We start from the raw sequence: 21,755 nt of genomic DNA on the forward strand, positions 1-21,755 counted from the left end.
ATTTTTTCACTGTCAGAACCCCGACTTCTTGAATAAGTCGGGGTTCTGACTATTCTGTTTTTTAGAAATTAGGAGACTGCACGTGCCGTGTCCCTACAATATATCGAATGTCGCGCTACAATAAAATGGCATTTTTGAGAGCTTGTTTGTTGAGGCGATCGCCTATTTGAGATTCGCTACTTTCTGGACTGACTGCTGCTATTTCTGATGCTTTGGCGAGCGGCCGCAATGGTTCGAGCAGTTTCGATTGAGCTTCCCCAATTGCAGGGTAATTTTCAGCCCAGAGTGAAATCGCTTCTGCAAGAACATCGCTGTCATCAGATAAAGGTTCAATTAGCTGTGCTAGTTCAGTTAATTGTGCGGGAGAGAAGAGCGATCGCTGCTGAGTTAATAGTTCGATCAATGAGTCAATCTTTTGTTCGGGAAGCGACATCGATTCCCGTTGGATTTTGTGAATTGTTTGCCGCACAAATTCTAGAGACAAATCTAATAATTGTGCGATCGTCTCTAAATTCATTCCAAACGCGATCATCCGACGAATGGCTTCTAACTTCGCCTGCTGCTCACCTTGTTCGAGTCCTTGTTCGAGTCCTTCTTCTAAACCTTCTTGCTTGACTTCCTGATAAAATCGGGTTTGTCTGAGTTCGCTTAAATTCAACATGGTGGCAATTTCCTCGCGGCTTTTTTGGGGGAGTTTGTAGACAATAATTGTTTCGATGAGGCTGATTAAATCGCGTAGAACGGTGGGATCGGACAACTGTTGGCGGGCCATTGCGATCGACTGCCGTGCTTGCTCTGCCGCTGTCTCTGCTGGCTCGATTACCAGTTTAACAATTTTCACTCCCAGCGATCGATCGGCGGCTTCTGGCAATTCATCGAGGTAAATCCGTTGCACCCGCTGACTGGTTAAGAGTTCCTGAAATTGCAGCATCTGTTCGTGTTCGATGCGGCGGCTGGGATAGACGACAACGACGCGCCAAGGATTGAGGGGTTTGTATTGTCGCAGATAGAGAAAGAGTTCGCCAAAGATGCGATAGTACAAGTCGGGATCGGGTTGAAACTGAACCTCCGCCAAGTAAAATGGTTTTTCCGGTGCTTCGGTTGTGGGCAGAAATAACCCATCGATGCGGAATGCCAGTTGTTTGATTTCGCGGGAGGTGAATTCATAGGCGGCGGCTTCGTCTGGAGGGCGATCGATCAGTTCAAAGAAGAAGCTGGGAAATTCCTGAAACAGGCTGTAGAAAATGGTGTCTGTTTTCATGACTTGTCGGTGCGAATCGAAGATGGGTACTATACCATGCCAAGATTGGTAAATGCGATCGCCTATCTGTACCGCTTGCCACAGCACTGAATATCCTGTAAACTAGGTTAAGAACGCATAAGTAAAAATATTGAGTCAAATGTTGTCAACATCTCTTCTGTTAACAATAGCAGCCTTGGTTGGTATATTATTAATCTACCTGGTTAGAACGTTGATCCAAATGCGACACGAGCGGAATTCGTTTAGACAGGATCTGAATAAGTATCAGAGTTTAACTTCCAGGGAAGAGACTGAAAAGCAACTAGATTCAAACATTCAGTTAAAACAAAACGAGCTACAAGAACTGGATGTACAACAGGAAGCCATAAGAACATCTATCAAAAACTTACAATCTAAACTGCGTGAAGTTGAGGCTAAAGAGTATTTGATATCGATAGAGGCTTACGAACCAAAATATGATTTTATCAAGTCTGGGGATTATCTACAACAATTAGGAGAAATTGAAAAAAAACAGCGAACAATGCAACGCAATAACGAAGCTTTTGTTTCTAATACTCCGTGGAGTATAGGAGAAGGTAGACAAGGAAAGAATGAAGGAAAAAGAATGATAGAAAATCTCTTAAAAATGATAGAGTTTGTATTTGAAGAACAGTGCAAGTATGTTGGCAAAGAACTTACCTATAAAAACGTTAACAATTTAAAGACGAAGATCAATAACTATTGTGACAAGATTAATAGGTATTTGCAAAAAATAGACTGTAGGATTTCCGAAGAGTATTTAAGTCTTAAATTGAGACAGCTAGATATCGAGTATGAATTAGAATATATAAAAGAGAAAGAGAAAGCAAGAAAAAGAGAAATCAAAGAACAGATAGCACAAGAAAAACAAGACCGCATTAAAATCGAAAAGGCGCAACAAGAAGCTGAAGAAGCTGAGCAAAGAGAAAGGCAATATCAAGAAGAGCTTGTAGGTTTAGAAAAGAAAAAAGTGGCTGGTTTACAGCCAGAAGAATATGAGAGTCAAAGTAAATATCTTAAAGAGGGGATTTTTCAAGCTCAAACAGATAAAGAAAAAGCTAAAGAAAAAGTTATTTCATATTCCAAAATGCTCAAGTCTGGTTACATTTATGTAATTTCAAATATTGGTTCTCTTGGACGAGATGTATATAGGATATTTATGACGAAGAATAGTGACCCAGATGTATATATCAGAACAATGAATCCTTACCTGCCATTCCCCTTTGATGTTCACTATAAGATTTTTGCTGACGATGCTTCAAAAGCATTAAAGCATTTACATCAGCAGTTTAATGATAGAAGAGTGAATGTAGAAAATGAAAGGAGAGAGTTTTTCAAGGTTTCATTCAATGAAATTGAGCAAGTTGTACAAGAAATTGATATTTATCTAGAGACTGTGACTTTGACGATTGAAAAATTTGAAAGAGTACCTCAAGCCTACGAATACCACAGAACTAAAGCAGCGGAACAAAACAAGTCCCATGATACAACCTTAATCGACGCATATATAGATGAAGATGAGATAGCTTAGGAATAGTGACGACATAAAAACAGATTGGAATATAGTCAGCTATAAAGACCGAACAATCCTGAAACCAATATTTTGAGATGGTTTGTTGGTATTATTGTACCAGCGACTAGCAGACCGACATAGTAGGGGTTCATTGCGCCACGAACCACCACGGATTACACGAATTTGATTATCACTACCATCTAGCCATTCATCTTCATTGGTAGGTGCACCATCATAACTTTCATGCCAGAGATCTAAACACCATTCCAATACGTTGCCATGCATATCAAATAGTCCAAAGGAATTCGCTACTTGAAAGCTATCTACTGCATTAGTTTTTTCACGATAAATACCTTTAGATTCAGAGGCATAGAGATAGCCACAATCGTAATTAGCTAAGTTGCTAGTAATCGTTTCGCCAAAGTGAAAAGGGGTTGTAGTTCCAGCACGACAGGCGTATTCCCATTCTGCTTCGCTAGGAAGACGATACTCATGACCTGTGTTTTTAGATAAGCGATCGCAAAACTCAATCGCATCATACCAAGAAACGTTAGTAACTGGATGTTTTTTTCCTCCCAAGTTTGACGGACGAAGTTTGAGCTTTTGATTTACTTCGTATTTTAAACAAGCAATTTCTCTCCATTGTGCTTGTGTAATTGGTGTCTTACTCATCAGAAATGGTTTAACTGTAACTGAATGTTGAGGTCTTTCATTAGCGTATCGTTTGCCTTTAGATTCCGATGAACCCATTAAAAATTCTCCTCCCGGAATAACAACCATTTCTAACATCACCCCATTCCCTAAATCTTGGATAAGGCATTGAGTCTGCTTTAGATAACTATTAATCTCTTTACCTTGAGCATCTATTGTCACAGTTATAAATTTAAAGGCTTGAGTTCCAGGAATTGATGGGATAATCAACTTGGTATTTTGTTGTTCCTCCAAACCCTCTATCCCTTGCCTGGGAATAGAAATTATAGGTAATTTCTGCTGCTGTCTAGTGACTTGTAACTGGGTTGGAAACTCTTCTAGATTGTTACTGTTGTTCGATTTATCGTCACGTTTGAATAGATAGCCATCTTGCACGCGCATAAAGATGACAGGGGTAGCAAAATCCCGTTTCCGATATTCCATTGGGCCCAGAGCGATCGCCCGTCGTCCATATTGAGCGGCAATATCGACCGGATCTCCTTGCACTAACTGTTGATAAAAGTGGCGAGAAAATCGACAGGCTGTACTGTTAGTCACTTCATACTGCATTGCTACAACCACGGAAATATTTTGCTGAACTACCCTGGAGGCCACACCTACAAAAGCCTGGGATTCAGACAACTTTCCTCCTTCACAAGCTTGCAGCATCACTACACCAGGTCGGTGTTGATTAAACAGTTCACTGAAGTAATCGGCATCAACCCACCTTGCTTCCTGAAACTCTGGGTCAACGAACGCAATTTGCCCTATTTCCCGATTATTTTCGTTTACCAAACGCCCGTGACCGATAAAGTGGAGAATATGCGGTTTTTTTACCAACACTGCATTCATCGTTTCAGGATTGGCTGACTTGAGGATTGGCAATAACTCTACTCGCTCTGCTAGTTCGATAGCCAGTTTTTCCAAAGCCTCTTGCACGGGTTCGTAAGCGACTGGAGACAAATCTTCAGGTGCAGAAATCGCCAGCGCAATCCTCAGCTTTTCATCTTTTTGTAACTGAATTGGAGGGGGTGCAATCCATTGCGATCGACGGCGAGAGAATGCCAAATGTGAAACCGTTCCGAGCCAAATCGTGCCTAAATTTGCCCGTGTAGGCACGCACATGAACTCCCAAGGAAGTGCAGCAATCTCAGGCATTCCCTGTTCGTCAATGTCCAATTCTACTCGCAACAGTTGCTTTTCCTGCTGCACAACCCGATGATAAAAATCCACAAAATCATGGAGCAGTGCATCATCAAATAGGATCTCAAACAAAACTTCTCCGATCGCTCGTGTCTGACTGGAGTTCTGCAACTCATCATTGCGTGCAGTTGCTAGCATTGGTGTAATCTCTGCTCGCTTATCTTGATATCGGAATATTCCAGATGGTTCACCTAATGATTGATATTTATCATTCCATTTTTGTACCTGCACGCGGTTGTAGTTAGCAACACAAATGCGATAATTCCAGTAAGATTTTGTCATTGATTATTATTATAAAATAGTGAACAGCTACCTGATTTCCTAGCCTTTAGTAGTTGCCTTTGGTAGAATTAGCGACCATTCTTCATTTGCAATTCGAGCCAAATGAATCGCAGCTTCATCTTTACGCCGCAGTAGATTCTTGAAGCGATCTGATAATTCGCTAAACACATCACGCACATCGGCAGTCAGCCACTTCATATTGGGTTCGGCCCAGGCAATACCTCGCAAATTAATCGATTCTGTTCCTTTAGGCACTTTGAAAACTACTGCAAATTTTGCTGTTCCGACTTTTTGAATTTCCTCGTCTTGGATGCGCCAATAACAAGTGGAACTCCCGTCACCTACGGCAGTAATCTCAGCATGACTCAGTTCGTATTTATATTCAGGCATCACCATAAATGCTTTAAGTTCATTCTTATTTGCTGCATTTGTTTTTAGCTCACCCGGAAGCAAGTTTGTAAGTTCACCTAGCCAAGTGCTGTCTACCCCAGCACTCCATTCGAGGTTTCCATTTAGCCCGATGTCCATGCCAACCCCAAAATTCATCACAGTTCGCCACTGCTGATTGGGAAAAATGTTCTGAATAATTGGCTCGTTGCTGCCTTTGGGATGGAAATCGAGCTGACAGGTTAACCGTGTGAATTGAGCGCCCGGTTGCGGACGCAAATTCACTGTTAGTGTCATGTAATAAAAATCATACTGAGTCTGCATCTGCTGTTTATAGATGCCGATTAATTCAGTCCCACTTCCTTTAAATGTTTCCTCTGTCAGTAAGGTCAACCGATCTTGCGGATTGCCAAAGCTGACCTGACTTTTCAATAGACTTTCAATGGCTGCTGCACCTGTGCCAAGTTTTTTCCCTCCAGCCAGGGTGCCTTCCCACTTTTGCACCTCTTGAAAGAGGTCTGACAGCAGCGTATCCGCTTCTTGGATGTTAGGCAGGGATAGGTTATCGCTCATATTAGGTCTCTCGGGTGGTGATTACAATATTTTCCCTACAACCAAGGTGATTTCGGGAAATTGTAAAAGTATCTTTATCATTATAAGTTGTTGGAGAGTGTACCTAGGCTCGATCGCCATAAATCCGCCACTCCTAGTATGCTTAAATAAGCTTAGACACTTACTAACCAGATTTAAACCAGTGAACTTTCAATCAGTCATTGCCACCTTAAACAAATTCTGGAGCGATCGAGGCTGCCTGATCGCCCAATCCTACGACACAGAAAAAGGTGCAGGAACCATGAATCCCCACACTTTTCTCAGAGCAATTGGGCCTGAACCTTGGTCTGTCGCCTACGTAGAACCCTGTCGCCGCCCGACTGACGGACGCTACGGCGAAAATCCTAACCGCTTCCAACATTACTATCAATATCAAGTTCTGATTAAACCTTCTCCTCCCAACATTCAAGAGGTTTATTTAGACTCTCTCAGAGCATTAGGAATTCGCCCAGAAGACCATGACATTCGTTTCGTTGAAGACAACTGGGAATCGCCCACTCTGGGAGCTTGGGGCGTCGGCTGGGAAGTTTGGCTCGATGGCATGGAAATTACCCAATTTACCTATTTTCAACAGTGCGGTGGCATTGATTGTCGCCCGGTTTCGATTGAGATTACCTACGGGCTAGAACGCCTCGCGATGTATCTCCAAGAAGTTGATGCGATGACTAAAATTCTGTGGAAAGATGGTGTAACTTACGGGGATGTTTTCCTGCAAGGGGAAATAGAACAGTGTACTTATAACTTTGAAGCTTCTAATCCTGAATTGCTGTTTACTTTGTTTGGATTGTACCAGCAAGAAGCGGAGCAATTAACACAAAAAGGTTTGGTTTTGCCGAGTCTTGATTATGTCCTCAAATGTTCTCATACTTTTAATTTGCTGGATGCTAGAGGTGTGATTTCGGTAACGGAAAGAACTCGCTATATTACCAAGATTCGGAATTTGGCGCGGCGTGTTGCTCAGCTTTATTTGGAACAGCGCGAACATCTGGGTTTTCCTTTGGATAAAGCTGTGAAGGTTTGACAAAGAACTTCCGTTTGTAGTGAGGACTTCAGTCCTTTGCTATTTCGCATTTAAATTGCATATCTTCGGCGTCAGACCAGCGGCTTACTCATGGGTGGATTGTTGCTTGATATCATGTCCGGTGGATTGACCACAATAAGATTGGTTTGTAGTGCGGACTTCAGTCCGCAGCATTATGCGGACTGAAGTCCGCACTACGAACCTTTTTTGTTATGGTAATCGACCGGGCATGATATGAGAGATAATTTAAATGCTGGTTAGCTTGGTAGTTTTATTAGGACTGAATTCCTCACTACAAATCAATGGGTAAAGTTCGGATTGTGCACCTTACAAATCAATCTAGCGGACTTAATATGAATGCCTAATTATTCGGAAAATCATACAGAGACAACTGCTCAATTGCGAGTTGATGGTGTAAGTGTGAAAACACCGATCGCCTCTAGCTACTTATTGGACAATATCTCGTTTCAGGTACAAAAGGGCGATCGCGTGGCGATTGTCGGCCCTTCGGGGGCTGGGAAGACTACGCTGTTGCGGTTGTTAAATCGACTCAGCAGCCCCTCCAGTGGCTCGATTTATCTCGAAAATACGGAATACGGGCAAATTCCGCCGATCGAACTTCGCAGACAAATCACCCTGATTTTACAAGAATCTAAGCTGTTGGGGATGTCGGTGCGGGAAGCTTTGGCTTATCCTTTGAAGCTGCGCGGTGTGGCTGCATCAGACATTGCTGAGAGAATTAGCGGGGCGATCGCACAACTGCACATACCCCAAGAATTGCTCGATCGCACGGAATTGCAACTTTCCACGGGCCAAAAGCAGTTAGTGGCGATCGCCCGCGGCATCATTTTACAACCAAAAATCTTGCTTTTAGACGAACCAACATCCGCCCTAGATGTAGGAAAAGCCGCCAATCTTTTGCAAGTATTGACACAGCTAACTAACGGCGAAACCACTATTTTAATGGTGAACCACCAATTAGAATTATCCGAGCAATTTAGCACGCGAATTTTGCATTTACAGCGCGGAAAACTCATCGAAGATATGCCCTCCCATCAAATAAATTGGGTGCAACTTCGGCAAGATTTAATCCAAGCAGAAGCAGAAGCCCAACAAGAATGGTGAACCAGGTAAAAAACATTTACTTGGCATTTGGAAAAATATTAAAAGTCTTGTGGGGTGGGCATCCTGCCCGCCCCAAGCCAACTCAATGAGCTCCACCACCACCAGCACCAGGTTTCACCTTTTGAAAACCCAAAATAGCAATCCCGCTTAACAACAAAGCAATTCCCACAAAATAAAAACAATCATTAAAAGCCATCACATAAGCTTCCCGACGAACCAAACCATCAATCGCTTTAATTGCCTGTTCTTTCGCCACACTCAAATCAGCACCGCGACTCACAAAATACTGAGTCATTTGATTAAGTCTTTCCTGCGTAGCCGGATTGTACAAAGACACAGATTCTCCTAATCGATTCGAGTGGAATTGCTCGCGCTGCGTCACCAAAGTTGCTAGCGCCGCAATCCCCATCGAACCTCCCATATTTCGCATCATATTAAACAAACCAGAAGCAGAACCAGCCTCGTGTTTCTCCATACCAGCAGTGGCAATAGTTGATAGTGGCACCATAATTAAAGGCTGTCCCATTGCCCTAATTAATTGCGACCAACGCAACTGATCGATACCTGTCTCATGAGTCATGCTAGCATTCATAAAACAGCTTACCGCAAACAAACTCACACCGATCGCAATTAGCAGCCGCATATCGATTCGCTGCATCAATTTCGGCACCATCGGCACGATGAATAACTGCGGTACGCCAGCCCACATAATCACCTCGCCAATTTGCATGGCATTGTACTGCTGGATCTGACCTAAATACAGGGGCAGAATGAACACCGAACCGTACAATCCTACACCTAACGAAACATTGACAATAGTTGCTAACCCGAAATTGCGGCGAGTCAGCAATCGCAAGTTGATAAACGGTTTTTTCCGAGTTAGTTCTATCCAGAAAAAAGCACCGAGAAATATCGCAGCAACTATGCTTAAACGTACAATAAAATCTGAACTAAACCAGTCTTTGCGGCTGCCTTCTTCTAACACAACTTGCAGGGAACCCAAGCCGATCGCCATTGAGGCAATTCCCCACCAGTCGCCCCCTTTCAGCAATTCTAGCCGCATCGGTGCAGGGGCGACAGCGTACCACACAGCAGCTAGCAGCAGCAGCCCCGGAACCAAGTTCAAATAAAAGACATATTGCCATCCGTAATTTTCAGTCAGCCAACCTCCCAGTGTCGGCCCGATGGATGGTGCAAAAGTAGCTGTCAGTGCAAACATTGCCATACCAATCGGCTGCTTTTTGGGCGGCAAGTTTGTTAGCAAAAATGTAAAAGCCATCGGGATTAAAATTCCGCCACTCAATCCCTGTAAAGCCCTAAATACAATCATTGAATTCAAATTCCACGCCCAAGCGCAGCACATGGAAAAGAATACAAAAAAAGCCGCATTTACCAAGATGTAGCGGCGGACTGAGAACACCTGCGACAGCCAGCCGGTAATCGGAATTACTACTATTTCTGCGACTAGATAGGCGGTGGAAATCCAAGAACCTTCTTCTAAGGTTGCGCCTAAAGCGGCTTGGATATCTTTGAGAGATGCGTTGGTGATTTGGATGTCTAAAACTGCCATGAAAGCGCCGAGGATTGTTCCCATGACGCCGATCCAGGTTTTTAAGGGAACGCGATCGTCGCTCTGCTGTTGTGGAATTGCACTGGGGTTTGCCATTGGTTTTATAACCGAAGGAAGAAGGAAGAAGGAAGAAGGAAGAAGGAAGAGGGAAGAGGGAAGAAGACCCTTCGACTACGCTCAGGAACCGCTTCAGGAAGAGGGAAGAAGGAAGAAGTAAGTTACGAAATTAAGCCCATTTTTTGATAAATTGGTGTGACTAAGTTTTTTAAAGTTGGCAATTGTTTTGTGAAACATCCTGAAGCTATCATACAAATTATACCTCCAATTACGACTGTATTGGGAGCACCGATATAATTTGCTAATCCACCTGCAACTAAGTTGCCAAATGGTGTGATTCCAAAAAATGCCATTGTGTAGATGCTCATCACTCTTCCTCTTTTGTCGTCTTCAACTATTGTTTGCAAAAATGTGTTTCCTGCTGCAAATTGCAAGATGAAACCTAACCCCACGAATAACATCATGATTAATGACAACCACAAGACGCGGGATAAACCAAAACCTATCAGTCCAAATCCCATGATTGCGGGGGAAATAGCAATTAATTTACCGATGCCAACGACACTTTTGCGTCCAATCAAATAAATTGCGCCTGCAAATGCTCCGACTCCAGAAGCGGCCATCAAAAAGCCGAGGGTTTGCGGGCCGCCGTGCAGGATTTTGGTGGCAAAAATTGGGACTAATACTGTGTGGGACATTCCGGCGAAGCTGACTAATGCTAATAGTAGTAAGATTGCTCGAATCGGGGGGAATCCGAAGGCATAAACGAATCCTTCTTTTAATCTTTGTATGGGTTTGCTATTAGTTACTGCAATTTTTCTCGGCTTGAGTTTCATTGCTAATAAGCCTGCAATGACAGCGATGTAGCTGAGTCCGTCAATGAGAAAACAATAACTCGGCCCGACTGTAGCTATCAGCAAACCTGCAATTGCTGGGCCGATTAGTCGGGCTCCGTTGAACATGGAAGCGTTGAGGGCGATCGCATTTGCTAAGTCTTCTTTCTTTTCTACGAGCTCGGGGACAAATGCTTGTCGTGCGGGGGCGTCAAAGGCGTTAATTGCCCCTTGCAAGAAACTCAGTACCAAAAGCTGCCAAATGTTGACGGCTCCTGTTAGCGCTAAAAATGCGAGGGCTAAGGATTGAACCATCGCTAATATTTGAGTGGCAATTATCACTCGGTGCCGGTTCCAGCGATCGATTAAAACTCCGGCAAAAGGCAGTAAGATTAATGTGGGGATTTGACTGGTGAATCCGACTACGCCTAGCATCCAAGGTGAATCGCTTAAATTGTAGACCAGCCACACTGTAGCGACTTGGGTCATCCAACTGCCTATTAAGGAGATGCCTTGTCCTGCAAAAAACAGGCGGTAGTTTTGCGATCGCAGTGCTGGAGGAAGTTTTATGTTTTTGATTTTTGCTACAAGATTCATGTATCAGTTTCGTTAATATTCTCTATGGTAGCGCCCAAGGGCATACGCCTAATTAGCTAGGAGCAGTCATCGGGGAATTACCATAGACTTATTTTACGAATCAAATACAATTGCGGTATGAGCCTCAGGTTCGATTTTACGATTTCCGAGAATCAGGATTTGAGTATTCAGGGTAGATGCACTTTCTTCAAAGAAACTGGCTTTTTTGCGTATCTGGGGGCTACAACCGAATATTTTTGAGTGAAAACCCGGTTTCTGGCAAAGAGCGCGCAATATTGTGTGCGATCGATTAACATAACAAAAAAGGTTCGTAGTGCGGACTTCAGTCCGCTTTCATTCTACGGACTGAAGTCCGCACTACGAACCTTTGGATTTTTATGTCGCGATCGCTTGATGAACTAAAAATTGCTTTCCTGAAGCTCAATCAATGCTTAACAGCCAAGTCCCTAAATAACGCATCAATGGAACGTCACCCGGAGTGCGGATGCGGACGTTGAAATGGTACATTCCGCCGGGACTTGGGTTTCTGACGTTGGAGAGCACAACCTCCACGTTGCTACCTGCTGGAATTGGCTCTGCGGGATAAATTTCTATGAATCGATTTTCTTTGTCCCAGATTACTTCTTGCAATGCTATTGTTTTGTCTTTGACGCGCACTTTAATGTCTTTTTGGTCGAATTCGCCTTTGTAATAGTCTGGATAAGTAATGTTGAGTTGCGCGATCGCCAAACTTACTTTTTTGGCAGGAATTCGCAGTCGGTATCTATCCCCAGCCATCCCGGCTTTCCCGTAATCCAAGCGATAGTTTAACTGGTTGGCGCGATCGGGGCCGCCGAAAATCGTGAATCCGGGCATGGACTGGGCTAAACTGATGGCTGGTAAGCCTGTCAGTAAGCAACCTGTAACTGCTAATGCTGAAAATAATCGTTTCATAATCACTCCTCTAATCAAACTGCTGGTGAAGCTTAAATATAGATCGCCGTCAATTTGCGATCGTGCCTACAATATACCGAATTTCTCAATTATTCTATCAGGCGGGTCGCCCGCCCTCGGTCAATTATTTTTTGTGTAATTTTTTGCGTAATACTTACAACACACATTCAAACTACAGAATAAGGCAGCTTTTTATTGTATCATGCTCTGCTGCAAACTTAAGAGTTTAGCAAAATTGAATCTATAAGACAAGTTAAAGAAGCGAGTGTAATTTTGGCGATCGGCTTTAGTATCAACGTGAGAAGCCAGCCAGCGATTGAAATCGCTTCTTGTCAAACCAAGTCCGCCTCCGCGGACTGGGAAAGCCAGCCAGCGATTAGAAATCGCGCCTACACAAACGATGTCCGCCGGACGCCGACTTGGAAATTTGAATTTCAACCTGCGGAGGCAGGTTTTGTCTGTGTAGACGCGGTTTAAACCGCCCTGTCTGTGTCAACGCGGTTTCAACCGCCCTGTCTATTAGAGTAAAGGAGAGTTCATGAAATTAGCGATCGCCAAAGAAGTCGAAGCAGAGGAACGCCGGGTAGCATTAGTACCCGACGTTGTAGCCCGATTAGTCAAACAGGGGGTCGAAGTTTGGGTTGAGGCGGGTGCCGGCGCAAAATCCTTTTTCTCGGATCTTGCTTACGAACAAGCCGGAGCTCGTGTTGTCGCCGATACTGCTACGCTGTGGGGCGAAGCCGATGTCGTAGTCAAAATCGGAGAGTTCAAAGAATCAGAAGTTCACCAACTTCGTGAAGGAGGAGTTTGCATCGGATTTTTGAATCCCTTGGGAAATCCGGCTTTAGTACAGCGTTTGGCCGATCGCAAAGTAACTGCATTCAGCATGGAAATGATTCCGCGCACCAGCCGTGCTCAAAGCATGGACGCCCTCTCATCCCAAGCCAACATCGCCGGTTACAAAGCCGTACTGATTGCAGCCTGTGCATTACCGAAATATTTCCCGATGCTGACAACGGCGGCGGGTACAATTCGCCCCGCGAAAATATTGGTAATGGGCGTAGGCGTTGCGGGCTTACAGGCGATCGCCACAGCCCGTCGTTTGGGCGCAGTCGTCGAAGCCTTCGACATCCGCCCGGAAACCAAAGAACAAGTACAAAGTTTAGGCGCTAAATTCGTTGATGTCGAACTCAAAGAAGAAACAGTCGCCACGGGTGGTTACGCAAAAGAATTATCTGAAGCCGCCAAAGAATACACCCGCCAAGTGCTCACCCAACACGTCAGCGCTTCCGATGCAGTGATTACAACTGCTCAAGTTCCTGGCAGAAAAGCACCTATTTTAGTTACTAGAGAAATGGTTTCTCAAATGAAACCCGGATCGGTAATTGTTGACCTCGCAGCCGAACAAGGCGGCAACTGCGAATGTTCTGAAGCAGGGAAAGATGTTGAATGGAACGGCGTTAATGTCATCGGCCCGATTAATGTACCATCATCAATGCCTGTACACGCCAGCGAAACTTACTCGAAAAATATCTCGGCTTTACTTCAATTGATGGTAAAAGATAAGGAACTCAATTTAAATTTTGAAGATGATATCATTGCTGGTTCTTGTGTCGCCCACAATGGCGAAATTAGTAATCAGCGAGTTCGGGATGCTTTGGCTGCTCAGGCTTCAGTAGTCAGTTAGTCGGTTCATAAAAATATCCCGGCGATTGAAATCGCGGAGTTTACGGGCACACAAACAATGTCCCGGCGATTGAAATCGCGGCTACACAAACAATGTCCGCCTCCGCGGACTAACAAATATCCCGGCGATTGAAATCGCGGAGTTTACGGGCACACAAACAATGTCCCGGCGATTGAAATCGCGGCTACACAAACAATGTCCGCCTCCGCGGACTAACAAATATCCCGGCGATTGAAATCGCGGAGTTTACGGGCACACAAACAATGTCCCGGCGATTGAAATCGCGGCTACACAAACAATGTCCGCCTCCGCGGACTAACAAATATCCCGGCGATTGAAATCGCGGAGTTTACGGGCACACAAACAATGTCCGCCTCCGCGGACTAACAAATATCCCGGCGATTGAAATCGCGGAGTTTACGGGCACACAAACAATGTCCGCCTCCGCGGACTAATCGAGTTATTTCCAATTACCAATTACCAAGTGTTATGGCAGAAGGATTGATTGCAGGTTTAGTGGTGTTTACTCTAGCGTCGTTTGTGGGATTTGAAGTAATCAATAAAGTCCCGCCGACGCTGCACACACCTTTGATGTCGGGTTCCAATGCGATTTCGGGAATTGCCGTTTTAGGCGCAATTCTGATTTCGGGCCAAGGTAATGTGACTGTTACTTCGATTTTGGGGACGATCGCGATCGCCCTAGCCACAATCAACGTAGTCGCCGGTTTCTTAGTAACCGATCGAATGCTGCAAATGTTTAAGAAAAAAGAGGTTAAAGCGTGAGCGATTTTCTGCCCAGTGGCATTCAGCTAGGCTATCTAGTAGCCGCATCTTTATTTATCGTCGGTTTGAAACAATTGGGTTCCCCGGCGACGGCGCGTCAAGGAAATGTGTTAGCTGCGATCGGGATGTTTATTGCGATCGTCGGTACTTTACTCGAAAAGCAAGTAGTTAGCTACGAGCTCATTACAGTGGGAATTATCGTCGGTTCCATTTTGGGAACAATTATGGCGAAAACCGTCGCGATGACAGATATGCCGCAGATGGTGGGTTTGCTTAACGGTTTCGGGGGCGCGGCTTCTGCACTCGTTGCTGTGGGCGAATTCTGGCGCTATCTCAGCATCCCGGAATCGCCAACTCCCGATGCAACAATCACGATTCTTTTGGGCGTTTTAATCGGCGGAATTACGTTTACTGGTAGCCTTGTAGCGTTTGCAAAATTGCAAGAATTGCTACCTGGTGCTCCGATTTCGTTTCCGTTGCAACAGCCGTTTAATGCTTTACTGGCGATCGCACTTTTAGCCGGTAGTGGTTATATGCTGTTTCACCCGGAAGATGTGCCGGTATTCCTGGCTTTGGTGGCTATTTCTAATATCCTGGGTATCATGTTTGTGCTACCGATTGGTGGCGGTGATATGCCCGTGGTAGTGTCGCTGCTTAACTCTTATTCGGGGATTGCGGCGAGTGTGGCTGGGTTCATTTTGATGAACAATATGCTGATTATTGCTGGTGCACTTGTTGGCGCGTCGGGAATCATTTTGACGCAAATTATGTGTAAGGCGATGAATCGATCGATCTCTAGCGTGTTGTTTGGCGCATTTGGTAGCGGTGGTGGTAGTGCGGCTGCTGCTGGGGTTGCTGGTGGGGCGATCGACAAAACTGTCCGCAGCATCAATCTCGAAGAAAGTGCGATGATGTTAGGCTATGCGCGATCGGTAGTAATTATTCCCGGTTACGGGATGGCTGTAGCGCAAGCCCAGCACGCGGTACGCGAGTTAGCCGACGGTTTGGAAAAAATGGGTGTTGACGTGAAATACGCGATTCACCCGGTGGCTGGGCGGATGCCGGGGCACATGAATGTGTTGCTGGCGGAAGCAAACGTGCCTTATCCGCAGTTGTACGATATGGACGATATCAACCCGCAATTTGACGAAACCGATGTTGCTTTGGTAATCGGGGCGAATGACGTGGTGAATCCGGCGGCGCGCCACGATACGGCGAGCCCGATTTACGGGATGCCGATTTTGGAGGTTGATAAGGCCAAACATACGATCGTCATTAAGCGCGGGATGAGTGCTGGTTTTTCGGGTGTTGACAACGAGTTGTTTTACAAGGATAAGACGATGATGTTGTTTGGTAGCGCTAAGGATGTGGTTGCCAAATTGGTTGCTGAGGTGAAGCAATTGTAGGATTTTTTAGGACTCAATAAAAACCCGGTTTCTCCAAGAAACCGGGTTTTTGTTTGGATTGGGTTTGGATATCAATACTCTTCAGTCGGCGGAGGCCGACTTCGTTTGTGTAGCCGCGATTTCAATCGCCGAGTATTTTTAATGCGATGATAGCTTTGATACAAATACTCTTGAGTCGGCGGAGGCCGACTTCGTTTGTGTAGCCGCGATTTCAATCGCCGAGTATCAACCGATTCTTTATTTCAGAAGGATCTGCTGTCTCAAAAAATAGTTCTAGCGCCTCGATCAGATTCCGTCGGGCTTCTTCTATATTGTCACCTTGGCTGGCAATATCAAGTTCTGGGCAAAGGGATACATATCCGTCGCCTTCTCGTTCAATGATTGCTGTAAACTGTTGTGTTGACTTCATAATTTGAAGTGGCGGACTGCCAAGCTCAAACAATTATAGTTTTACTTGATATTATATCGCATCTCTACAGGACTTATGCACTCCGACGAAGAAACCGGGTTTTTACCTAATCTGTCGGTAGCAACGAAGTATTTTCCTAAAAAACCCGGTTTCTTGCCCCATCTCTAGGACTATTTTATCTACTATAATAGCATTAAACCAATTCATGAAGCATACCCATGAACCGACAAAGAATCATCCTAGATCCGGTTTTTCCGACAGAGGAAGAAACAGAAGTTATTAAATTGTTGAATCGAGTGTTAGAGAACGAGACAGAAAATGGTGATTCGGAGAGATTAAAAGTGAAACTTGTGCAAGTTGGCAGCGAGGCGATCGCACTTCCTGAATCGCTCTATCAAATATTGCGTCAAGCTGCACATTTAATGGCTGCTGGTCGAGCCGTGTCTTTAGTGCCGATCGAGCAAGATATGACCGTTGAAGAATCTGCTATTTTGCTGAATGTATCGCAAGAGTTTTTGATTAAATTATTGACAGAAGGGGCGATTAAATATGTAAAAATAGGGTCTGAACGGCGGATTTGTTTAGGAGATTTAATGGCATATAAAAAGCAGCCTACTGTTAAACGTCGCGAGATTTTGAGAGAATTAGCTGAGTTTAGCCAAGAAGAGGAACTCAATGAGAATAGAGTATACAGCTAGCAGGCTGACTCCCTATCCTGTTGTCTTGGATTCCCTCCTAAAAAACCCGGTTTATTTTTGAAGAAACCGGGTTTTTGTTTTGGGGATTTATATCTATCTAGCGGTTCTTATCCTCGTAGTTCTTAAATAAATAGTAAACAGTCATTGGGCTGATAGTAGTGAGTAGAGTTGTGAACCATATGACACCTATAACAGCTACTTCATTTTGTCTGGCCGGTAGTATAAACCTGTAGTTTCCAGCAAGTGATGTAAAAAAGTCGAAAAAAACGCATAGAAACCAAGGTGCTATTAATGTCCATGTTCCATCACGAGCTTCATTCCAGACGTTTTTAGTAATTAGATTGAAGCAAAAAACTATAACTGTACCAACAACAGCTATTCCGTAGACTCCAAAAGTGTTATTATCAACGTTCTTGAGAGAAATAGAAAAATTTGGGCCTGCAAGTATGGATACTACTCCCATAAATGTTGTCACGAAGTCCCAGAACACTCCAACGGAAAACCCAGTGATTAAGATTTCTGATATTCCTTTATCTCTCATATATTCCTCAATTACGAATCAGTAGTAGGGTAGCAATCACGATTCCAAGCAATAATAAACAGGTTGCAAGAAAAGCAAACTTAGTATCTGGAGACAGAGCCGGTAGTTTCATCCTCAAGCTAAATCCGAATAAATTTGACTTTTTGGACTTTACCGGAGGCACTATTGGGATGTCTACGAATTCCGCCAATTGAAGGAGCGTTTGTCTCCATACTGATAACCAATAATTTCTCAAGCTATCTGGGTCATTGACACTAGGAAGATGGTTGAGTTCATCAAACATCTTTATCACTACAGTTTGATGTTGTAAAACTAGCTGCGAATTAGGTGTCAACTGTTGCTGTTTACTGGCTTCTAGACTCTGGAGAATAGCTTGATGCTGATATGACCACACTTCAAAAGCTATTTTGTACAATAGGTATAACCTAAACTTTGTAAAGCTTCCATCATTACGGTAACTATCGTCAATCTTCTTGGCCACTTTCAAACCATCTGCAACTATGACATCTAGTTGAGACCTAGCCCATTTTGTCTTTCTAATTTGTTCCAAGAGTTGAGCGATAGCACTCTCAAAAGTGTCTCCGCTATCACTATCTATAACTTGTTGATTCATAAAACCACACTGCAACTCTAACTATTTAGCCTGTTTCCCAGAGCTACTAGGATTATGTAGTCACTTACCTTTGCCGAAAATTTATTTTTTGACCAGATAGCTTTATCCATTGCTCTCTTCCCATAAAAAGTAGGGCTTACCACCAACTATCGCTACTGCTAGAGCTACTATCAGATCCGCCACTATCCCCAGAATCCCCACTTCCATAGTCACTACTTCCTGAATCGGAACTATAGCTTGAGTCTGAATCGGAACTATAGCTTGAGTCTGAATCGGAACTATAGCTTGAATCTGAATCGGAACTATAGCTTGAATCTGAATCGGAACTATAGCTTGAATCTGAATCGGAACTATAGCTTGAGTCTGAATCGGAACTATAGCTTGAATCTGAATCGGAACTATAGCTTGAATCTGAATCGGAACTATAGCTTGAGTCTGAATCGGAACTATAGCTTGAGTCTGAATCGGAACCGTAGCTTGAGTCTGAATCGGAACCGTAGCTTGAGTCTGAATCACTGCTATTGGAATCAGAACTATCACTAGATTCGGAGTCAGAGCTATCACCAAACCAACCACTGAACCAAGAGCCGCCACTATCGTCAGAATCACTGCTATTGGAATCAGAACTATCACTAGATTCGGAGTCAGAGCTATCACCGAACAAACCGCTGAACCAAGAGCCGCCACTATCGTCAGAATTACTGCTATTGGAATCAGAACTATTACTCGATTTGGAGTCAGAGCTATCACCGAACCAATTACCGAACAAATCCCAAGACCCACCACTATCTCCCGAACCGCTATCTACGGTATTTTGGTGAGATTGAAATTCAGGAGGAAGTCCCTGTGTAAAACCATTCTCTTTGACATCAGATGGATCGGCAAAGAAGATATTATCGGGAGAGATTACGAACCACTGGGTTTCATTCAAGACTTCCTTTACACGAGATCCGAAGCAGTCGGCAGTTCCATCAGAAGTAGAAAAAATTAGGGCGACTCCTCTTTCCCTTGCTAAATAAACTAGCCGTTTAGCTTGATCGACCGCATCGTCATTACTCCATTTTGATGTATAAGCTTTGCACTCTATTATCGCTACTTCATTGTCATTGTCATCACGAATAATGACATCGACTTGAGTGTTTTTTCCGTAGTCTTCCAATGTTTCATCGTAAACCAAGTTAGAGGAATCCCAAAGAGCATTTAATCCAAATTCATCTAGTTGTTGCTCTGTATACCTCTCCAAATCTTGTCCTTGCAGATAACTAGCTCTACCCCTTTCTTGATTTTCGCTAGGGGTTCTCGCCTGTGTCGCCTCTGAGCTGCTAACAGCATCATCAAAGCCGAAGGCTTCAGCGATCTCAGAGCCCATCTCAGCAACCACTTCGCCAACCCAATCGAAGAGTCCACCACTCATAGCTACTTTCTCCTTCTAACCTACGCTCCATAAGTTTCTCCTCCATATAGTAGAGTTTTCTTTCAAAAAGATAAAGACGGAAAAAGACGGATCTTTTTCACTTTCCGAATGCAAGTCGGATTTGGGCGGATATAGACGGATAAAGTCGGGTATAATAATCCTAGTTCTCTTACATCCATGCTGATGGACATTCACGAGGTATTGCAATTTGTAGATAAAGTTGTCTACGCCAAGACAGGTAAATGTCTAAATGACTTGCAGCGTGGAATTATCGAGGGAACATTGAAACAACAAAAGTATGCTGAGATTGCAGATACTTATCGTCTTACACAAGGTCACGTTAAAGATGTGGGTTACGAACTTTTGCAAATGTTATCGGATACCTTTGGTGAACCAGTGGAGAAAGGAAATCTTAAATCTGTTCTCGATCGGCAAGGAAATCTGAATATCTGGGATTGTACTATTGGTAATAGCAACATTATTGGCTACATCAATGTTTGTTCCGATCGCCCTACTGCTACCCCAGATGAAAGTCAGCCCCCGACTCCTGACTTGCGGCGCGACAAGCATCTAGCTAAGATTGAAACCATTGCCAAGTTGCGGCAGTTTGGCTTGAGCGACGAGCAAATTGCAGAGTCGCTAGAGCTAACATTGGATGAGGTGAAGCAGGTGGACTCGGAGGGGTGAGTTTGCTACAATATGATGGAGCGAACAAATATTACTTCGATAAACATGGAATAGCAAACAATGACACTGAAAGAATTAGAAAAACAACTCCTTGCCTTAACTCCCAGTGAAAAAACTCAGGCAATACAGCTATTAGTTCAAAGTTTAAGCAATAGTTCGCTGGGAATCAAAAAAACTCCCGGCGTGTGCGGTGGTGATGCTTGTGTTGGCAATACTCGGATACAAGTTTGGGTACTTGTCGGGTATCGCCGTCTCGGATGCAGCGATGCTGAACTTTTTAAGTGCTATCCCCATTTGACTGCGGCTGATTTAGTCAATGCTTGGGCTTATGCTGATGCTTACCCAGAAGAAATTGAAACAGCAATCCGAGAAAATGAGGAAGCATAAAACATGGCGCGACTTTATGCAGACGAGCAGTACCCGCTGCCAGTAGTTGAGTTTCTTCGACCTTTAGGTCATGATGTGTTAACAGTTCAACAAGCAGGAAAGGCAGGATTGGGAATTCCTGATGAGGATGTATTGGCTTTTGCTGTGAGTAATGAGCGAGCAGTTTTGACTCTCAATCGAGGGGATTTCATTCGACTGCATCGCTCACAACCTAACCATGCTGGTATTATCATTTGTACTCAAGATAACAATTGGGAAAGACAGGCATCACGTATCGATGATGCTATTTCTGCTGAAGAAACATTGACGGGTAAATTGATTCGGGTGGTACGTCCCCAAAACTGAAAAAAAGCCGTAAAGAAACCGGGTTTTTTACCTAATCTGTCGGTAGTAACAAAGTATTTTCGCGAAAAACCCGGTTTCTGGGCCCCATGCTAAGTCCTATTTGCCCAAATCATCCTAAAATCTTACTAAATGCACCAAGATTAGGTAGAATCATCTGGGTGTCAGAGGATTAACTATATGCGCTGGGTTCGATATGTGGCGATCGCCATCGTCAATGCTTTCGGTGTCGTCATCGGTATAATTTGGGTTGCTATCCCTACAACAGTGGCTCAACCAAGCCTAAACTACAGACTAGCACTCTCGGCCCGACAGCCAGATGGCGACACTCCGCAATCTCTCCCGGAACTCTACAAATTGCGCGATCGCCTCAAAGTACAATTAGATAACGTCCCCCCAACTCCCGATACCAGTCTGTTTTCCCCAGAACATTGGAAACCGGAAACCAACCGCCAGCAATCCCAAAATCTGACGCAGCAACTCCAAAACCTTGAAAGTCAGATAGAAGTAGAAAAACAAGCCAAAAGTAACTGGGACTATGCTGCTAAAATAGCCTCCGAAGCCGTTGTCATTGGACGCACTTCTAAAGCCGATCCCGCTACTTGGGAACAGTCACAACGCCTGTGGCAGATTGCTATCAATACCCTGCGACTCATTCCCCACGGTTCTTTGTTGGCTGAACGGGC

At 44.2% G+C, this 21,755-nt stretch carries 22 protein-coding genes and 1 pseudogene; 12 read left to right on the top strand and 11 right to left on the bottom strand.

The features are described from left to right. Nucleotides 1-115 precede the first annotated feature (115 nt). Nucleotides 116-1,348 (bottom strand): Rpn family recombination-promoting nuclease/putative transposase, encoded by a 1,233-nt coding sequence (locus QZW47_RS28015; RefSeq protein WP_366930938.1) that lies wholly within the window; start codon nt 1,346-1,348, stop codon nt 116-118. A gap of 52 nt (nt 1,349-1,400) precedes the next feature. On the opposite strand from QZW47_RS28015, the gene QZW47_RS28020 reads away from it, so the two are divergent. Then, nucleotides 1,401-2,810, top strand: a complete 1,410-nt coding sequence (locus QZW47_RS28020; RefSeq protein ID WP_293134989.1) for a DUF4041 domain-containing protein — start codon at nt 1,401-1,403, stop codon at nt 2,808-2,810. A gap of 39 nt (nt 2,811-2,849) precedes the next feature. Here the strand turns inward: QZW47_RS28020 and QZW47_RS28025 are convergent, their stop codons facing one another. Together QZW47_RS28025 and QZW47_RS28030 are read right to left on the bottom strand one after the other, a co-directional pair. Continuing rightward, a complete protein-coding gene (locus QZW47_RS28025) occupies nt 2,850-4,967 on the bottom strand; it encodes an SUMF1/EgtB/PvdO family nonheme iron enzyme (protein WP_293134992.1) in 2,118 nt (705 codons plus the stop codon). A 39-nt stretch (nt 4,968-5,006) separates the two neighbouring features. Further along, nucleotides 5,007-5,927, bottom strand: a complete 921-nt coding sequence (locus QZW47_RS28030) for a hypothetical protein (protein WP_293134995.1) — start codon at nt 5,925-5,927, stop codon at nt 5,007-5,009. A 181-nt stretch (nt 5,928-6,108) separates the two neighbouring features. Between QZW47_RS28030 and glyQ the strand changes: the two genes are divergently transcribed. Beyond that, nucleotides 6,109-6,987 carry a glycine--tRNA ligase subunit alpha gene (gene glyQ, locus QZW47_RS28035; protein ID WP_293134997.1) on the top strand — a complete coding sequence of 293 codons (879 nt, stop codon included), beginning with the start codon at nt 6,109-6,111 and terminating at the stop codon, nt 6,985-6,987. A gap of 357 nt (nt 6,988-7,344) precedes the next feature. Continuing rightward, complete coding sequence (locus QZW47_RS28040; RefSeq protein ID WP_293135001.1) at nt 7,345-8,112, top strand: ATP-binding cassette domain-containing protein; 768 nt, start codon at nt 7,345-7,347, stop codon at nt 8,110-8,112. Nucleotides 8,113-8,194: 82 nt separating this feature from the next. Here QZW47_RS28040 and QZW47_RS28045 read toward each other — a convergent pair whose 3' ends face one another. Beyond that, nucleotides 8,195-9,706 carry an MDR family MFS transporter gene (locus QZW47_RS28045; protein WP_293135004.1) on the bottom strand — a complete coding sequence of 504 codons (1,512 nt, stop codon included), beginning with the start codon at nt 9,704-9,706 and terminating at the stop codon, nt 8,195-8,197. Here QZW47_RS28045 and QZW47_RS28050 point away from each other — a divergent pair. Then, nucleotides 9,705-9,899 (top strand): hypothetical protein, encoded by a 195-nt coding sequence (locus tag QZW47_RS28050; RefSeq protein WP_293135007.1) that lies wholly within the window; start codon nt 9,705-9,707, stop codon nt 9,897-9,899. The two genes, QZW47_RS28045 and QZW47_RS28050, sit on opposite strands and share 2 nt — an antisense overlap. Before the next feature lies 1 nt (nt 9,900). Here QZW47_RS28050 and QZW47_RS28055 read toward each other — a convergent pair whose 3' ends face one another. The 3 genes from QZW47_RS28055 to QZW47_RS28065 all read right to left on the bottom strand — a co-directional run bounded on the left by QZW47_RS28055 (nt 9,901) and on the right by QZW47_RS28065 (nt 12,540). Next, nucleotides 9,901-11,169: an MFS transporter gene (locus QZW47_RS28055; RefSeq protein WP_293135010.1), complete on the bottom strand. Its 1,269-nt coding sequence runs from the start codon at nt 11,167-11,169 to the stop codon at nt 9,901-9,903. 420 nt (nt 11,170-11,589) lie between these two features. Beyond that, the gene (locus QZW47_RS28060) at nt 11,590-12,102 is read right to left on the bottom strand and encodes a DUF2808 domain-containing protein (protein WP_293135013.1); all 513 of its coding nucleotides are present in this window, start codon (nt 12,100-12,102) and stop codon (nt 11,590-11,592) included. Nucleotides 12,103-12,294: 192 nt separating this feature from the next. Further along, nucleotides 12,295-12,540 (bottom strand): hypothetical protein, encoded by a 246-nt coding sequence (locus tag QZW47_RS28065; RefSeq protein WP_293135016.1) that lies wholly within the window; start codon nt 12,538-12,540, stop codon nt 12,295-12,297. A gap of 100 nt (nt 12,541-12,640) precedes the next feature. On the opposite strand from QZW47_RS28065, the gene QZW47_RS28070 reads away from it, so the two are divergent. From QZW47_RS28070 to QZW47_RS28080, 3 genes are all read left to right on the top strand, one after another. Further along, on the top strand, nt 12,641-13,789 hold the full coding sequence (locus tag QZW47_RS28070; protein WP_293135019.1) for a Re/Si-specific NAD(P)(+) transhydrogenase subunit alpha: 1,149 nt from the start codon (nt 12,641-12,643) through the stop codon (nt 13,787-13,789). 489 nt (nt 13,790-14,278) lie between these two features. Continuing rightward, nucleotides 14,279-14,572 carry an NAD(P) transhydrogenase subunit alpha gene (locus tag QZW47_RS28075; protein ID WP_106150865.1) on the top strand — a complete coding sequence of 98 codons (294 nt, stop codon included), beginning with the start codon at nt 14,279-14,281 and terminating at the stop codon, nt 14,570-14,572. Beyond that, a complete protein-coding gene (locus QZW47_RS28080; RefSeq protein ID WP_293135035.1) occupies nt 14,569-15,978 on the top strand; it encodes an NAD(P)(+) transhydrogenase (Re/Si-specific) subunit beta in 1,410 nt (469 codons plus the stop codon). The genes QZW47_RS28075 and QZW47_RS28080 overlap by 4 nt, the downstream gene beginning before the upstream one ends. Nucleotides 15,979-16,189: 211 nt before the next feature. Here QZW47_RS28080 and QZW47_RS28085 read toward each other — a convergent pair whose 3' ends face one another. Next, nucleotides 16,190-16,387: a type II toxin-antitoxin system HicB family antitoxin gene (locus QZW47_RS28085; RefSeq protein ID WP_293135038.1), complete on the bottom strand. Its 198-nt coding sequence runs from the start codon at nt 16,385-16,387 to the stop codon at nt 16,190-16,192. Nucleotides 16,388-16,605: 218 nt separating this feature from the next. Here QZW47_RS28085 and QZW47_RS28090 point away from each other — a divergent pair, with 218 nt between their 5' ends. Continuing rightward, nucleotides 16,606-17,085, top strand: a complete 480-nt coding sequence (locus QZW47_RS28090) for an excisionase family DNA-binding protein (protein WP_293135042.1) — start codon at nt 16,606-16,608, stop codon at nt 17,083-17,085. A gap of 97 nt (nt 17,086-17,182) precedes the next feature. On the opposite strand, the gene QZW47_RS28095 is transcribed toward QZW47_RS28090, so the two are convergent. The 3 genes from QZW47_RS28095 to QZW47_RS28105 all read right to left on the bottom strand — a co-directional run bounded on the left by QZW47_RS28095 (nt 17,183) and on the right by QZW47_RS28105 (nt 19,653). Next, the gene (locus tag QZW47_RS28095) at nt 17,183-17,626 is read right to left on the bottom strand and encodes a hypothetical protein (RefSeq protein ID WP_293135045.1); all 444 of its coding nucleotides are present in this window, start codon (nt 17,624-17,626) and stop codon (nt 17,183-17,185) included. A 7-nt stretch (nt 17,627-17,633) separates the two neighbouring features. After that, nucleotides 17,634-18,239: a hypothetical protein gene (locus QZW47_RS28100; protein ID WP_293135047.1), complete on the bottom strand. Its 606-nt coding sequence runs from the start codon at nt 18,237-18,239 to the stop codon at nt 17,634-17,636. Nucleotides 18,240-18,375: 136 nt separating this feature from the next. Then, on the bottom strand, nt 18,376-19,653 hold the full coding sequence (locus tag QZW47_RS28105) for a hypothetical protein (RefSeq protein ID WP_293135050.1): 1,278 nt from the start codon (nt 19,651-19,653) through the stop codon (nt 18,376-18,378). Nucleotides 19,654-19,836: 183 nt separating this feature from the next. Between QZW47_RS28105 and QZW47_RS28110 the strand changes: the two genes are divergently transcribed. From QZW47_RS28110 to QZW47_RS28125, 4 genes and pseudogenes are all read left to right on the top strand, one after another. Further along, complete coding sequence (locus QZW47_RS28110; protein WP_293135053.1) at nt 19,837-20,340, top strand: hypothetical protein; 504 nt, start codon at nt 19,837-19,839, stop codon at nt 20,338-20,340. Between the two features lie 60 nt (nt 20,341-20,400). After that, complete coding sequence (locus QZW47_RS28115) at nt 20,401-20,727, top strand: DUF433 domain-containing protein (RefSeq protein ID WP_293135056.1); 327 nt, start codon at nt 20,401-20,403, stop codon at nt 20,725-20,727. Nucleotides 20,728-20,730: 3 nt separating this feature from the next. Beyond that, nucleotides 20,731-21,072 (top strand): DUF5615 family PIN-like protein, encoded by a 342-nt coding sequence (locus QZW47_RS28120; protein ID WP_293135059.1) that lies wholly within the window; start codon nt 20,731-20,733, stop codon nt 21,070-21,072. A 177-nt stretch (nt 21,073-21,249) separates the two neighbouring features. Further along, a pseudogene (locus QZW47_RS28125) lies at nt 21,250-21,755 on the top strand (protein-arginine deiminase); the annotation flags it as partial.

The organism is Microcoleus sp. bin38.metabat.b11b12b14.051, assembly GCF_013299165.1.
GTDB lineage: Bacteria > Cyanobacteriota > Cyanobacteriia > Cyanobacteriales > Microcoleaceae > Microcoleus.